This is a genomic window from Mesorhizobium sp. M0166 (assembly GCF_040322255.1).
Lineage (GTDB): Bacteria > Pseudomonadota > Alphaproteobacteria > Rhizobiales > Rhizobiaceae > Mesorhizobium.
The window spans coordinates 235,358-250,929 of sequence record NZ_JAMYTD010000003.1 but is presented as its reverse complement, the minus strand read 5'-3'; the positions used below and the strand labels follow the sequence as shown (position 1 = coordinate 250,929).

6 protein-coding genes are annotated in these 15,572 nt (G+C 64.6%); all 6 read left to right on the top strand.

Annotated features, from left to right (window positions below; genetic code table 11):
• Positions 1 to 76: 76 nt before the first annotated feature.
• A complete protein-coding gene (hutI, locus tag NKJ46_RS05805) occupies positions 77 to 1,327 on the top strand; it encodes an imidazolonepropionase (RefSeq protein ID WP_352662977.1) in 1,251 nt (416 codons plus the stop codon).
• Positions 1,324 to 2,859 carry a histidine ammonia-lyase gene (gene hutH, locus NKJ46_RS05800; protein WP_352662974.1) on the top strand — a complete coding sequence of 512 codons (1,536 nt, stop codon included), beginning with the start codon at positions 1,324 to 1,326 and terminating at the stop codon, positions 2,857 to 2,859. The genes hutI and hutH overlap by 4 nt, the downstream gene beginning before the upstream one ends.
• 421 nt (positions 2,860 to 3,280) lie before the next feature.
• Positions 3,281 to 4,099 carry an N-formylglutamate deformylase gene (gene hutG, locus NKJ46_RS05795; RefSeq protein ID WP_352662972.1) on the top strand — a complete coding sequence of 273 codons (819 nt, stop codon included), beginning with the start codon at positions 3,281 to 3,283 and terminating at the stop codon, positions 4,097 to 4,099.
• A 30-nt stretch (positions 4,100 to 4,129) separates the two neighbouring features.
• A complete protein-coding gene (gene hutU / locus NKJ46_RS05790) occupies positions 4,130 to 5,800 on the top strand; it encodes a urocanate hydratase (RefSeq protein WP_352662969.1) in 1,671 nt (556 codons plus the stop codon).
• Between the two features lie 8 nt (positions 5,801 to 5,808).
• Positions 5,809 to 6,396, top strand: coding sequence for a HutD/Ves family protein (locus NKJ46_RS05785; protein WP_352662966.1), 588 nt, complete (start codon positions 5,809 to 5,811; stop codon positions 6,394 to 6,396).
• 267 nt (positions 6,397 to 6,663) lie between these two features.
• The gene (locus NKJ46_RS05780) at positions 6,664 to 15,234 is read left to right on the top strand and encodes a glycoside hydrolase family 94 protein (RefSeq protein ID WP_352662963.1); all 8,571 of its coding nucleotides are present in this window, start codon (positions 6,664 to 6,666) and stop codon (positions 15,232 to 15,234) included.
• Positions 15,235 to 15,572 lie beyond the last annotated feature (338 nt).

Genomic DNA, 15,572 nt, shown 5'->3' with positions numbered 1-15,572 from the left:
GCCATGCGATGATAGCGCTTGCAGTGCCTTTTGATATGTATATACATAATCATCACCGATTGAAACGGAAAAGATGATGGCTGCAGAGAGCAAAAGCCGGGCAGGGGAGGTTCGCCTCTGGCGCAATGCGCGCCTCGCGACCATGGCCGAAAGCAGCGCCGGGTTAGGCGTCGTCGAGCACGGTGCAATCGCCGTGCGCAACGGCCGGATCGTCTATGCCGGGCCGGAAGCCGACATGCCGGCAGCACTCCGCCCCAGAGCACTTGGTAAAGACGCCGAGGCGACCGACTGCGAAGGCCGCTGGATCACGCCCGGCCTGATCGACTGCCACACCCATCTGGTCCATGCCGGCAACCGTGCCAATGAATTCGAGATGCGGCTGGCCGGCGCCAGCTATGAGGAGGTTGCCAAGGCCGGCGGCGGCATCGTTTCCTCGGTCAAGGCATTGCGCGCGGCGAACGAGGACGAACTGGTCGCCCAGTCGTTGCCGCGCCTCGATGCGCTGATTGCCGAAGGCGTCACCACCGTCGAGATCAAATCCGGCTACGGCCTCGACCTCGAAAACGAGAAGAAGTCGCTGCGCGCCGCGCGACGGCTGGGCGATGAGCGGCCGGTGACGGTCAGGACCACTTTCCTAGGCGCTCATGCGCTGCCGCCCGAAGCAAAAGGTGACAAGGACGCCTTTATCGATCTTGTTGCAAAGCAGATTTTGCCGGCCGTCGCTGCCGAGGGCCTGGCCAATGCCGTCGATGGTTTTTGCGAAGGCATCGCCTTTTGGCCGGAGCAGATCGCCCGCGTGTTCGATGCGGCCAAGGCGGCCGGCCTGCCGGTCAAGCTTCATGCGGACCAGCTGTCCAATCTGCACGGCGCCGAACTTGCGGCGCGCTATGATGCGTTATCGGCCGACCATCTCGAATATACCGACGAGGCCGGTGCGGCGGCGATGGCGAAGGCCGGAACCGTGGCGACCATCTTGCCCGGCGCCTACTACTTCATCCGCGAGACCAAGAAGCCGCCGATCGCCCTGTTTCGCCAGCATGGCGTCAGGATGGCCGTTGCCACCGACAACAATCCCGGCACGTCGCCGCTGACCTCGCTGCTGCTGACCATGAACATGGCCGCGACGTTGTTCGGCCTGACCGTCGATGAATGCCTTGCCGGCGTCACCCGCGAGGCTGCCCGCGCGCTCGGGCTGCTTGGACAGACCGGCACGCTGGAGGCCGGAAAATCCGCCGATCTGGCGATCTGGAACGTCGAGCGCCCGGCCGAACTCGTCTACCGCATGGGCTTCAACCCGCTGCATGCCCGCATCTGGAGGGGACAATGACCGAACTCAAGCTAAGGCCAGGCAATGCCACGCTGGCCGATTGGCGCGCCATCTATCGCGGCGCCGCACTGAGGCTCGACGATGCCTGCCGGCCGAAGATCAAGGCCAGCGCCGAGGCCGTCGCCAGGATCGTTGCCAAGGGCGAGCCGGTCTATGGCATCAATACCGGCTTCGGCAAGCTGGCCAGCGTCCGCATCCCCGCCGCCGATCTGGAAACGTTGCAACGAAACATCGTGCTGTCGCATGCCGCCGGCGTCGGCGAGCCGATGCCCGTCGCAATTTGCCGGCTGATGATGGCGCTGAAGCTGGCCAGCCTGGCCCAGGGCGCCTCCGGCGTGCGGCCGCGGACCATCGAACTGCTCGAGGCGATGCTGGCCAACGACGTTATCCCCGTGGTGCCGGCGCAAGGCTCGGTCGGCGCTTCCGGCGACCTTGCGCCGCTGTCGCACATGACCGCGGTGATGATCGGCGTCGGCGAATGCTTTACCCCGCATGGCCGCTTTCCCGCCAAGGTCGCCTTCGTTTCGCACGGCCTGGAGCCGGTGATATTGGGCGCCAAGGAAGGCCTGGCGCTGCTCAACGGCACCCAGTTTTCGACCGCCTATGCGCTGGCGGCTTTGTTCGAGGCGGAAGTGCTCTACCAGTCGGCACTGGTCGCCGGCGCGCTGTCGACCGATGCCGCCAAGGGTTCGGACGCGCCGTTCGACCCCCGTATCCATCTGCTCCGGAAACATCGCGGCCAGATCGAGACGGCCGAGGCGTTGCGCAATTTGATGGCCGGCAGCGCCATCCGTGAATCGCACCGCGTCGGCGACGAGCGCGTGCAGGATCCCTACTGCCTGCGCTGCCAGCCGCAGGTAATGGGCGCAGCGCTCGACGTGCTCCGCAAGGCCGCCGACACGCTCGCCACCGAGGCCAACGGCGTCACCGACAATCCTCTGATCTTTGCCGAGGATGACTCAGCACTTTCGGGCGGCAATTTCCACGCCGAGCCGGTCGCCTTCGCCGCCGACATGATCGCGCTTGCCGTCTGCGAGATCGGCTCGTTGTCGGAAAGGCGCATCGCCATGCTGGTCGACCCGGCGCTGTCCGGCATGCCGGCCTTTCTGACACCCAAGCCGGGTCTGAATTCCGGTTTCATGATCCCTCAGGTGACGGCCGCGGCACTGGTTTCTGAAAACAAGCAAAAGGCCTATCCGGCCAGCGTCGATTCGATCCCGACCTCGGCCAACCAGGAAGACCACGTTTCGATGGCGGCGCATGGCGCGCGCCGGCTCATCGGCATGGTCGAGAATGCGACGGCCGTCATCGGCATCGAATTGCTGGCCGCCGCGCAGGGCTGCGATTTCCATGCGCCACTGGCCTCGAGCGCGGCACTGGAGGCGGTGCGCCGGCTGGTCAGGGCAGAGGTGCCGCATCTCGACAACGACCGGCACTTCCACCCCGACATGGAGAAGGCCATCGCCATGGTACGCAACGGCGCGGCGGTGGAAGCGGCAAGCGCGGTAAGGCTGCCGGGGGTGACGTCGTGAAGCCGTCGTCGCTGCGTTACGCCGGCACGGGTCGTGTTCCGTCGCGCCCCCCTCTGTCCTGCCGGACATCTCCCCCTCCAGGGGGGAGATTGGCAGCTGCGGTCCTGCGTTCATTACTGCAACGTTGGAGATTGGCGAAAGCAGTCGTGACCGCCAATCTCCCCACTAGAGGGGGAGATGTCCGGCAGGACAGAGGGGGGCGCTGTCCCGCCAACCTCAGCCCGGCAACACCGAAACTTTCAAGGTCAGGAACAAAAAACCCGCCTCGAAGGCGGGTCGTGGGGCCGAATCAGCACCATACCGAAATTAGTAGCATAGCTGCCGGCACAAAGCAAGAACAAAATACGACACGGCCGGCAAAAAGCGAGGTCGGTGTTCACGGACAATTGCAAGGTCGCGTTCTGTCGCGCGGAGACTTCCGATGACCTCACCCTCCTGGCTCACTGTGAAGCGTGGCACAGCACCCTTGCTGGTTTCGATCCCGCATACCGGCATCGACCTCGCCGGCCTCGACAGCCGACTGGTCTCGCCCTGGCTCGGGCGCCGCGACTGTGACTGGTGGATCGACAAGCTCTATGACTTTGCCAAGAGCCTTGGTGCGACGGTGGTGCATACGGCGATTTCGCGCACCGTCATCGACGTCAACCGCGATCCGTCGGGCGTTTCGCTCTATCCCGGCCAGACGACGACCGGGCTCTGCCCGACCGAGACCTTTGACGGCGATCCGCTCTACCGTGAGGGCGAAGAGCCGGGACCGTCGGAGATCGACGAACGCCGCGAAAAATTCTTCGTACCCTATCATGCCGCGCTGCAGGCGGAGATCGACAGGCTGCGCGCTTTGCAGGGGAAGATCGTCGTCTACGACTGCCATTCGATCCGCTCGGTGCTGCCGCGTCTTTTCGAAGGCAAATTGCCGGTCTTCAATCTCGGCACCAATGACGGCAAGAGCGCCGATCCAACGCTGCAGGAGAACGTCACGCAAATCCTCACCGAAACCGGCGAGAGCTTCGTCGTCAACGGCCGCTTCAAGGGCGGCTGGATCACGCGCCATTTCGGCCAGCCGCAAGCCGGCGTCCACGCGCTGCAGATGGAGCTCTCCAACCGCGGCTATCTGCGCGAGCCCGAAGGCAAGGGCATGCCCGGCAATTGGCCGGTGCCTTACGACGCCGAATTCGCGGCGCCGATCCGCGTTACGCTGAGAAAGATCCTGGAAACCGCGATCGCGTGGGCCCAGCGCTGATGCGGTGCACCTCATTCGAAAGGGACAATCATGACCGATCCTCGCCACAACATCCGTGAAGTGCGCAGCCCGCGTGGCAGCGAGCTCACCGCCCGCACCTGGCTGACCGAAGCGCCGTTGCGCATGCTGATGAACAATCTCGACCCGGACGTTGCCGAAAACCCCAACGAGCTGGTCGTCTATGGCGGTATCGGCCGGGCGGCGCGCACCTGGAACGATTTCGACCGCATCGTTGCCTCGCTGACGACGCTCGGCGACGACGAGACGCTGCTGGTGCAATCCGGCAAGCCGGTCGGCGTGTTCCGCACCCATCCGGACGCGCCGCGCGTGCTGATCGCCAATTCGAACCTCGTGCCGCACTGGGCGACATGGGAGAAGTTCAACGAGCTCGATAGAAAGGGCCTGATGATGTACGGCCAGATGACGGCCGGCTCATGGATCTACATCGGCACGCAAGGCATCGTGCAGGGCACCTACGAGACCTTCGTCGAGGCCGGCCGCCAGCATTATGGCGGCAATCTCAGGGGCAAATGGATCCTGACCGGCGGTCTCGGCGGCATGGGCGGCGCCCAGCCGCTCGCCGCGGTCATGGCCGGCGCCTGCTGCCTGGCGGTCGAATGCGATCCCGACCGCATCGATTTCCGGCTGCGCACCCGCTATGTCGACGAGCGCGCCGACACGCTCGACGAGGCTCTGGAAAAGATCGAGCGCTGGACCAAAGCCGGTGAGGCGAAATCGGTCGGCCTGGTCGGCAACACCGCCGATATCGTGCCGGAACTGGTGCGACGCGGCGTGCGCCCCGACATCGTCACCGACCAGACCTCGGCGCATGACCCGCTCAACGGCTATCTGCCCAAGGGCTGGTCGCTGGCCGAGTGGCGCGAGAAGCGCACCAGCGACCCGAAGGCGGTCGAGAAGGCGGCGCGCGCGTCGATGCGCGAGCATGTCGAGGCGATGGTGGCGTTCTGGAACGCCGGCGTGCCGACGCTCGATTACGGCAACAACATCCGCCAGGTGGCAAAGGAGGAGGGGTTCGAGAATGCCTTTGCCTTTCCGGGTTTCGTGCCGGCCTATATCCGTCCGCTGTTTTGCCGCGGCATCGGCCCGTTCCGCTGGGCAGCACTTTCCGGCGATCCCGAGGATATCTACAGGACCGATGCCAAGGTGCGCGAACTCACGCCCGGCAACACCCATCTGCACAACTGGCTCGACATGGCACGCGAGCGTATCGCCTTCCAGGGACTGCCGGCGCGCATCTGCTGGGTTGGGCTTGGCGATCGCCACCGGCTCGGCCTCGCCTTCAACGAGATGGTCGCCAGGGGCGAACTGAAGGCGCCGGTGGTCATCGGCCGCGATCACCTCGATTCCGGCTCGGTCGCCTCGCCGAACCGCGAGACGGAGGCGATGAAGGACGGCTCCGATGCCGTCTCCGACTGGCCGTTGCTCAATGCCTTGCTCAACACGGCGTCCGGCGCCACCTGGGTGTCGCTGCACCATGGCGGCGGCGTCGGCATGGGCTTTTCGCAGCATGCCGGCATGGTCATCGTCGCCGACGGCACACCCGAGGCGGCCAAGCGCCTGGAGCGGGTTCTGTGGAACGATCCGGCGACCGGCGTCATGCGCCACGCCGATGCCGGCTATGACATCGCGATCGAGTGCGCCCGGGAGAACCAGCTCAACCTGCCCGGCATATTGGGCTGAGCCGCGCCTTGCGCATCCTTCGGGCTCCGGAATACCGCTCGATGCCGTGGAAGAACGGTGGCGGGGTGACGACGGAGATTGCCGTCTCGCCGCCAGGTGCCGGGCTCGACGATTTCGACTGGCGCGTCTCGATGGCGCGCGTCGAGAGCAGCGGGCCGTTCTCCGGCTTCGCCGGCGTCGACCGGACCTTGGCCTTGCTGGAAGGCGAGGGCATGGTCCTCGACATCGCCGGCCGGCCGCCGGTCGAAATCACCCGGGCTTCCGCACCGCTTGCCTTTCCAGCCGATGTGCCGACGCAAGCGACGCTGATCGCCGGTCCGATCACCGACCTCAACGTCATGACGCGCCGCGCCCGGGCGGCCCACACGGTCGAGCGCCTGCTGATTTCGGCTCCGACGGAGATCCGGGCCGACGCCGATGCGGCGCTCATCCTGTGCGTCGACGGCGAGCTCAGGGTGGCCGGCGCAGCGTCCGTGCAACTGGGGCCGCTCGATGCGCTGTTGCTCGGGCCGCAAGCACCTGAACTGCGCCTGCATCCCGTCCGGCCGGCGATGCTGTTCGTGATCCGCATCGACCGCATTGCCGGCAACGATTAACGCCTGTTTCCAAACATGATCGCGATGCCGGCCAAATATCGCGTAAGCTGGTCGCTGCATCACGAAAAAGCCTGAATCTTCCGCCGATCAGAAGCCGAAACGATGCTCGGAGCGCTCGCCTGGAACTTGTCGAAAGACGACACCTTGTCGTGGTGCGGAAACAAACATTCGGCCAAGTGTTGCGATGCAACCAATTGCATTTGGACCGGTTTTAGGGACATTGCCGTGGCGGTGACGCCGCACCGCGTCCCCAACACGGAACCTTAGATGAATATCCAGACCAATCTCGCACAAATCGAAAAGACGAGCGCCAGCTTCCCGGCTGTCACCGACGAGCCGATCCGCTCCAATTTCCTGCCGGAAGATCGGCTGCGCGCATTGGGCGCAGCCCTTGCCAATGGCGATGCCAAGGATTTGTTCGGTCTGACACCTTTCGACTTTCAGGCGCGCATCCGCGACAGCGCCAGGAAGATTCTCGATGTTTACCGTTCCACCAACGCTGCCCAGGCGAGGGGCGAAACGATCACGCCGGCGGCGCAGTGGCTGCTCGACAACAATTACCTGGTCGAGGAGACCATTTTTCAGGTCAAGCGCGACCTGCCGCGCCGCTTCTACCGTCAGTTGCCGACGCTGAAACTGTCCGACGGATCCAGCGTGCCGCGCGCGCTGGCGGTCGCATGGACCTATGTGGCGCATTCCGACAGTTCCGTCTCGTCGGCCATGTTCAGGGCGATCGTTGAAGGCTTCCAGTCCGTCGAGCCGCTGAAGATCGGCGAATTATGGGCGCTGCCGTCGCTGCTGCGCTTCGTCCTGATCGAGAACCTTCGCCGCATCGCGGTCCGCGTCAATCGCACGCGGGAACTGCGCCAGATCGCCAACGAGGTCGCCGACCGTGTGCTGGCGACGGACGACAGCGCCGACCGGCAGGCGATACTTTCCCACTACAGCGCCCATGCGCAGGACACCACCTTCGCCACCCAGTTGCTCTACCGGCTGCGTGACGGCTCGCAAAATGCCGGCAGGGCGCTGGAATGGCTGGAGGGCGAGCTGGAAAGGACCGGCTCCGACGCCGAGGAGATCATCCTCAGCGAGCACCACACGCTGTCCAGCGGCAACGTGACCACTGGCAACATCATCCGCGGCCTGCGCCTCATCAACGACATCGACTGGACGGTGTGGTTCGAGGGCGTCAGCCGCATCGACACCTTGCTGCGCGAACGCACCGATTTCGCGGCGCTCGATTTCTTTTCGCGCGACCAGTACCGGACTGCGATCGAGGAGTTGGCACGCCGTTCCGATCTCTCCGAATTTCGCGTTGCCGAAAGGGCGATAGAACTCGCCGGCCATGCTGCCGATGCACCGGGCTCCGAAACCGGTCCGATCGCTCACACCGACATCGGCTTCTTTCTGGTCGGCCCGCGCCGGATGGAGCTCGAGCGGTCGATCGGCTACCGGCCGACCATCGGCAAGACGATCACCCGGACGTTCCGCAAGACCGGATGGCTGGGCATCGTCGTGCCGGTGTTTGCGCTGACGGTCCTGCTTCTGGTCGTTTCCGGCAATGCGCTTGCCAATCTCGGCCTGTCGGTGCCGTCGATCGTCCTGATGCTGGCCCTATTCGCGGTGCCAGCCAGCGAAGGTGCGCTCGCATTCTTCAACACCGTCGTCTCGCTGTTTTTGAAGCCGACGCGTCTCATCGGCTATGATTTCAGGCACGGTGTGCCGGCCGAGGCGCGCACGCTGGTGGTGGTGCCGTCGCTGATCGGCTCGCGCGACGATGTCGAGGAGAACATCCGCAACATCGAGGTGCATCACCTCGCCAACACGGCGGGTGAGGTCTATTTCGCGCTGCTTTCCGACTGGCCGGACTCGAAGACCGAAATCGATACGGCGGATGTCGAAATCCTCGAATTCGCCCGCGCCGAAATCGCCAGGCTGAACGCCCGCTATCCCTCGGAAGGCGCGCCGCGCTTTTATCTGCTGCATCGGCGCCGGCTCTACAACGCGTCGCAAGGCGTCTGGATGGGCTGGGAGCGCAAGCGCGGCAAGCTGCACGAATTGAACCTTCTGCTGCGCGGCGACAGCGACACCACCTTCCTGCCGCTGGAAGTGCCATTGCCGGAGAGCGTCGTCCACGTGATGACGCTGGACGCCGACACCCGCACCACCCGCGACGCCGTCGCTGCGCTGGCCGGCAAGCTTTGCCACCCGCTCAACCGTCCGCATTTCGACGTGGCCCGGCGCGAGGTCATCGCAGGCTATTCCATCCTGCAGCCGCGCATCACCGCGTCGCTGACCAGTGGCGACGAGGCGTCGTTCTTTCAGCGTGTCTTTTCCGCCAATCGCGGGCTCGATCCGTACGTCTTTGCCGTGTCGGATCTCTACCAGGACATCTTCGGCGACGGTTCCTTCACCGGCAAGGGTCTCTACCATGTCGACGCCTTCGAGGCGGCACTGAAGGGCCGCATCGAGGAAAACACCATCCTCAGCCACGATCTGCTCGAAGGGGCGCTGGCGCGCTCGGCTTTGGTCACCGACGTCGAACTGGTCGAGGACTATCCCACCCGCTATTCGGTCGACGCGTCGCGCCACCATCGCTGGGCACGCGGCGACTGGCAGCTTCTGGGATTCATCCTCGGCCCGCGCTCAAATGTGCCTGCGCTGTCGCGCTGGAAGATGGTGGACAATCTGCGCCGCTCGGTGACGCCGATCTTCTGGATGATGGCCGCGATCGCCGGCTGGACGCTGCTGCCCTTCACGCAGGCCGCGCAATGGCAGGCGCTGCTGATCCTTACGCTGTTCATGGCGCCCACTTTCGACATCGTCAACGCCATCCTGCCGAAGAGCGGCGATCAGACGCCGCGCGGCCATTTCTCGGCGCTGGCGCGCGACGTTGCCTTCGGTACCGCCCTGGTGGCGCTGAAGATCGTGCTGATGGCGCATCTTGCCTGGATGATGGGCGACGCAATCATCCGCACGCTCTACCGCCTGTTCGTCAGCCGCCAGAACCTGCTCGAATGGCGCACCGCCTCGCAGGCACACAAGGGCGGCGACAACGATCTCGGCTCCTATTACAGCATCATGTACGGTGCGGTGATCATCGGCGTCGTCGGCCTCGCCGTCCCGGTGCTGGCCGATTCCACCGGCGCCTTCGTCGCCTTCTTCTTTGCCTTGTTCTGGATCGGCTCGCCCGCCATCGCCTGCTGGATCAGCCGTTCGGCCGAAACCGAGGACCGCCTGCGCATATCTGCCGCCGACATCCACGCGCTGCGCACCGTGGCGCGGCGTACATGGCACTATTTCGAGACCTTCGTGACGGCCGAGCATCACCATCTGCCGCCGGACAATTTCCAGGAAAGCCCGGCACCCGTAGTGGCGCCCCGCACCTCGCCGACCAATATCGGCGTCTACCTGCTGTCGGTGATTTCGGCACGCGATTTCGGCTGGATCAGCCTCTCCGACGCCGTCAACCGCATCGACGCGACCATGTCGACCATCGAGAGCATGCCGCGCGACCGCGGCCATCTCTTCAACTGGTACGACACGACGACCCTGAAGCCGCTCTACCCGCTTTACATTTCTGCCGTCGACAGCGGCAATCTCGCCGGCCATCTGGTGGCCGTGGCTGCTGCCTGCGCCGAATGGGCCGAAGCGCCGTCGGTGCATGTGCAGGGCGACTTCGAAGGCATCCTCGACACCGTCACCATCCTCGACGAAAGCCTTGAGGAACTGCCCGACGACCGGCGTCAATTGCGGCCCTTGCGCCAGCGGCTCGCCGACCGTCTCGACGGCATGCGGCGGGCGGTCGAATTGATCAAGGCGCAGCCGGAGATGGCGTCGATCCGCACGATCAATCTGGCCGTCCTGGCCGGCGAGATACGCAAGCTCGCAACAGCCATCCACACCGAAGCCGCATCGACCCAGAGCGACACCATCGCCGATTGGGCGGCCAGGCTCGAAGCCACCTGCGAGGCCCATGTGCACGACGCGCACAGCGACGAAAACGCCGTCGCGGCATTGCGGGCCAAGCTTCTGACCTTGCGCGAGCGCACGCGCCGTTTCGCCTTCGAGATGGATTTCTCGTTCCTGATGCGGCCCGAACGGAAGCTCCTGTCGATCGGTTACCGGGTCGAGGAGCATCAGCTCGACGAAAGCTGCTACGACCTTTTGGCCTCCGAGGCGCGGCTGACCAGCCTGTTCGCCATCGCCAAGGGCGATTTGCCGACCGAGCACTGGTTCCGGCTCGGCCGGCCGATCGTCGAGATCGGCTTCCAGGGCGCACTGATGTCCTGGTCCGGCTCGATGTTCGAATATCTGATGCCGCCGCTGGTGATGAAGGAGCCGCAAGGCAGCATTCTCAACCAGACCAGCAAGCTGATCATCAAGCGCCAGATCCAGTACGGCCGTTCGAAGAACGTTCCCTGGGGGATTTCGGAAGCGGCCTACAACGCCCGCGACCGCGAGCTGACCTATCAGTACACCAATTTCGGCGTGCCCGGGCTCGGCCTGAAGCGCGGCCTTGGCCAAAATACGGTGATCGCGCCTTACGCGACCGTGCTGGCAGCGCAGTTCACGCCGCATGAATCCGTGCAGAACCTGGCCAGGCTGAGGCGGCTGGGCGCGCTGGGCCGGCACGGCTTTTACGACGCGGTGGATTTCACGCCGCAACGCGTCCCTGAGGGCACCGACCACGCCGTCGTGCTCAACTACATGGCCCACCACTCCGGCATGTCGATTGCCGCCGTTGCCGATGCGATCTTCGAAGGGCGCCTGCGCGACCGCTTCCACAGCGATCCGGTGATCGAGTCGGCCGAATTGCTGCTGCAGGAAAGGGCGCCGCGCGACATCCCGACCGCGACCGTCAGGACCGAGGCCGACGAGCGCTCGAAGGACGAGACCGAGCTGGAAAGCCCGGATACGCGCATCGTGCTCGATCCGATCAGGGCGCTGCGCTCGACCAGTGTCATGTCCAATGGCCGCTACTCGGTCATGGTCACCGCCACCGGGTCCGGCTACAGCCGCTTGGGCGAACTTGCCGTCACGCGCTGGCAGCCGGATCCGACCGAGGACCGCCTTGGTTCCTATATTTTCCTGCGCGACGCCAGCAACGGCGACTGGTGGTCGGCCACCGCCGAGCCGAAGCGCGCCGCCGGCGAGCGTGCGCAGACGCTGTTTTCCGACGACAAGGCGAGCTTCGTCAAATCGATCGGATCGCTGCGTTCGGAAGTCGAGTGTATCGTCATCTCGGAAGGCAATGGTGAGGGCCGACGGGTGACGCTCCACAATGATGGCCCCGCCGACCGGCATATCGAAGTAACCTCGTTTGCCGAACTGGTGCTGGGCTCCGAGCCCTCGGACAATGCCCATCCTGCCTTTTCGAAGATGTTCGTGGAGACCGAGATCGCGTCGAACAACGGCGCGATCTTCGCCACCAGGCGCAAGCGCGAGAAGGACGAACCCGACGTCACCATGGTGCATTTCGTCACCGACCCGTCTGGATCGGCGCGCGACGCCGAGGCGGAAACCGACAGGCGCGCTTTCATCGGCCGCGGCCGCACCATCACCGAGGCGGCTGCCTTTGATCCCGGCGCCAAGCTTGGCGGCCATTCCGGATTCACCCTGGATCCGATCGCATCGCTTCGCCGGCAGGTGCGCGTGCCGGCCAACAAGAAGATTTCGCTGACCTTCTGGACCGTCGTTGGTACCCATCGCGCCGAATTGGATGCCGCCATCGCACGGCTCGACCATCCCGAAAGCTTCGCCCGCCAGGCGATGCTCGCCTGGACGCGCTCGCAGGTGCAGACCCGGCACCTTGGCCTCAGCCTGTCCGACGCCGCCAATGTGCAGAAGCTGGCGCGCTATCTGATCTATCCCGATCCGTTCCTGCGCCTTCCCGGCGAATCCATCGTTTCCGGGCTCGGCAGGCAGTCCAGCCTGTGGCCGACCAGCATATCCGGCGATTTTCCGATTTTCCTGGTCAGGATCGCCGATGTCGCCGATCTGGAGATCGTCGCCCAGGCGCTTCGCTTCCAGGAATACATGCGCGCTCGCGGCATGATGATCGATTTTGTCGTCGTCAACGAGCAGGCGTCATCCTACGTGCAGGACCTGCAGCGCGCGGTCGAGACGCTGTGCGAAAACAGCCGGTTGCGCGGCAAGGAGCTCGGACCCCGCCAGCACATTTTCGCGGTGCGCCGCGATCTGATGGAGGAAACGACCTACAGGACCTTGCTCGCCGTCGCCCGGGTGGTGCTGCATACGCGCAACGGCACCATCTTCGACCAGATCGAGCGCGCCGAGGCCGCGGCACTGCAGGCGCGGGACGCCGCCCTCCAGCCGGCAGACCTTGCAGCGCTTCGCGAGCCGTCCTTGCCGGTGCCGACGTCGCAAGCATCTGCCGCCCAGGCACTGATCGAGGGCCGCGTCGACGGCAGCGGGCTCGACCAATGGAACGGTTTCGGCGGCTTCGACGGGGACGGACGCCACTACGTCGTGCGTCTTGCCGGCCGGCGCACGACGCCGCAGCCGTGGATCAACGTCATCTCCAACCCGTCGTTCGGGTTCCACATTTCGGCTGAAGGCGCTGCCTTCACCTGGAGCCGCAACAGCCGCGACTATCAGTTGACGCCATGGTCGAACGATCCGGTCACCAACCGGCCGGGCGAGGGCATCTATATCTACGATCATGCCAGTGGCAGGGCGTTCTCGCCAATGGCTGCCGTGGTGCGTGATCCGACAATGACCTACGAAACCTGGCACGGGCAGGGTTTTTCGACGTTCCGTTCAAAACGCGGGCCGCTGTCGATGGACCTGACCCATGTTGTCGATCCCGTCGATCCGGTGAAGATATCGCGGCTGCGCATCCAGAATTCGGGTTCGGTGTCGATGCGGCTGCGTATCTATGCCTATGCGGAATGGGTTCTTGGCGGCCATCGCTCGCGCACCGCTGCAAGCATCGTTCCGTCGAGGGATGCCGCAACCGGCGCATTGCTGGCGCAAAATCCCTATGGGCTCGATTTCGGCGAGCGGATCGCCTTTCTGGCCGCCGACGGTGCGGTGCATTCGGTCACCGCCGATCGCGGCGAGTTCATCGGCAGGCAAGGCACGAGCGAGTTTCCGCATGCCGTGCTGAGCGGCACCGGCCTGTCGGGCCGCGTCGAGGCCGGCGACGATCCCTGCGCGGCCATCGCACGCGACATCGACATCGCTGCCGGTGGCGACGTCACGCTGCTCTGGCTGCTCGGCGATGCGGCCTCGCCCGAGGAGGCCAGCGCGCTGGTGCAGACCCATCGCTCCAGGGATTTCGATCAGCGGCTGGCCGACAACGAGCGCACATGGCGCGGCTTTCTCGACACCATCCAGGTCGAGACGCCGGACAAGGCACTCGACGCCATGGTCAATCACTGGCTGCCCTATCAGAGCCTGGCCTGCCGCATCCGAGCTCGCTCTGCGTTCTATCAGGCGAGCGGTGCCTTCGGCTTCCGCGATCAGTTGCAGGATACGTTGGCCTTGCTGGCGCATGACCCCAAGCTGGCGCGCGATCAGATCCTCAACGCGGCGCGGCGGCAATTCCCCGAAGGCGATGTGCAGCATTGGTGGCTGCCGCGCACCGAGGCCGGCGTCCGCACCATGATCTCGGACGACGTGGTCTGGCTGGCCCACGCCACGGCCCGCTACCTGCTGGTGACAGGCGACACCGCGATCCTGAAGGAGCAACTGCCCTTCATCGAAGGGCAGGCGCTGGGCGAAGGCGAGCACGATGCTTTCTTCATCCCGGAAATCTCGAAGAAGACAGCCTCGCTCTACGACCATTGCGCGCGGGCGCTCGATCTTGCCGTCAAGCGCAGCAGCCCAGCCGGGCTGCCGCTGATCCTCGGCGGCGACTGGAACGACGGCATGAACCGCGTCGGCGAGCATGGCAAGGGCGAGAGCGTGTGGCTGGGCTGGTTCCTGCTGAAGACGCTCGGCGACTTTGCCGCTGTCGCCAAGGCGGAGCGCGATGCCAAGCGCGTGCAAGCCTGGACAAAGCACGCCGAGGTGCTGAAGCGGGCGCTGGAAAGCACCGCCTGGGATGGCGAGTGGTATCGGCGCGGCAGCTTCGACGACGGCACGCCGCTCGGCTCGCGCAAATCGGACGAGTGCAAGATCGACTCGATCGCCCAGTCCTGGAGCGTGCTTTCGGGCGAGGGCGACCCGGCGCGGTCGACGACTGCAATGGGGCAGGCGATGAAAGCGCTCGTCGACGACGAGCTCAAGATCGTCAAACTGTTCACCCCGCCCTTCTCGAAGACGGAAAAGGACCCGGGCTACATCAAGAGCTATCCGCCGGGCGTCCGTGAAAACGGCGGCCAATACACGCACGCGGCGACATGGTTCGTCATTGCGCTCGCCGAGATGGGTCGCACCGACGATGCCTACCGTTGCCTTTCGATGCTCAATCCGGTCAACCATGCGCTCGACGAAGCCGCGGCAGAGCGCTACCGGGTGGAACCTTACGTCGTCGCGGCCGATGTTTATTCCGAGCAAGACAAGGGCGGCCGCGGCGGCTGGACCTGGTATACCGGGTCGGCGGGCTGGCTTTATCGCGCTGCGGTCGAGAGCATTCTCGGCATAGAGCGCCGCGGACAGCGCCTCCAGTTCACGCCGAGACTTCCCAGCCATTGGGACGGCTATTCGGCAACCCTGAAGATGCTGGGCGCCGAGATCAAAGTACGCGTCGTCCGCGACAAAAAGGCCCGGGCCATCTCACTTGAAGTGAACGGCACGAAGACCAAATCTTCGTCCTTCGAGCCAAAAGCCGGAGATAGTGCCGAGGTGGTCGTCAGAATACCGGCCTAGATTCAAGGACTTGGAGCGTCGCTCAGGGTTCCCCAGGGCACGCACGGGCGCTCCAAGTGCCTCTACCGGTTATATTTGCGTTTGACCTTGCTGAATGCCTGCACACGACTTTAGACGGCGTGCCCAGGGTCTTGCTGATTAAAATTGTGGCAGTGCTTTCCAGCTGCCATGATTTTGCCGCAACGCTGACATTTCACCTTTTATCTCAAACTGTTAGACGATCACGGCAAATTTCGAAGCGTCGTCATCTTTTGTTCGCGGAATGGGAACGGAAGAGCTAGACGAGCATTGTTTTGCGACGCGTCAACCGATACGAGTCAAAAAATGACGCACTGCAC

Excerpts from the sequence above, each read along its gene's own strand:
- hutI (WP_352662977.1), top strand. The coding sequence starts at position 77 with ATGGCTGCAGAGAGCAAAAGCCGGGCAGGGGAGGTTCGCCTCTGGCGC.
- hutG (WP_352662972.1), top strand. The coding sequence starts at position 3,281 with ATGACCTCACCCTCCTGGCTCACTGTGAAGCGTGGCACAGCACCCTTG.
- hutU (WP_352662969.1), top strand. The coding sequence starts at position 4,130 with ATGACCGATCCTCGCCACAACATCCGTGAAGTGCGCAGCCCGCGTGGC.
- NKJ46_RS05780 (WP_352662963.1), top strand. The coding sequence starts at position 6,664 with ATGAATATCCAGACCAATCTCGCACAAATCGAAAAGACGAGCGCCAGC.
- hutH (WP_352662974.1), top strand. The coding sequence starts at position 1,324 with ATGACCGAACTCAAGCTAAGGCCAGGCAATGCCACGCTGGCCGATTGG.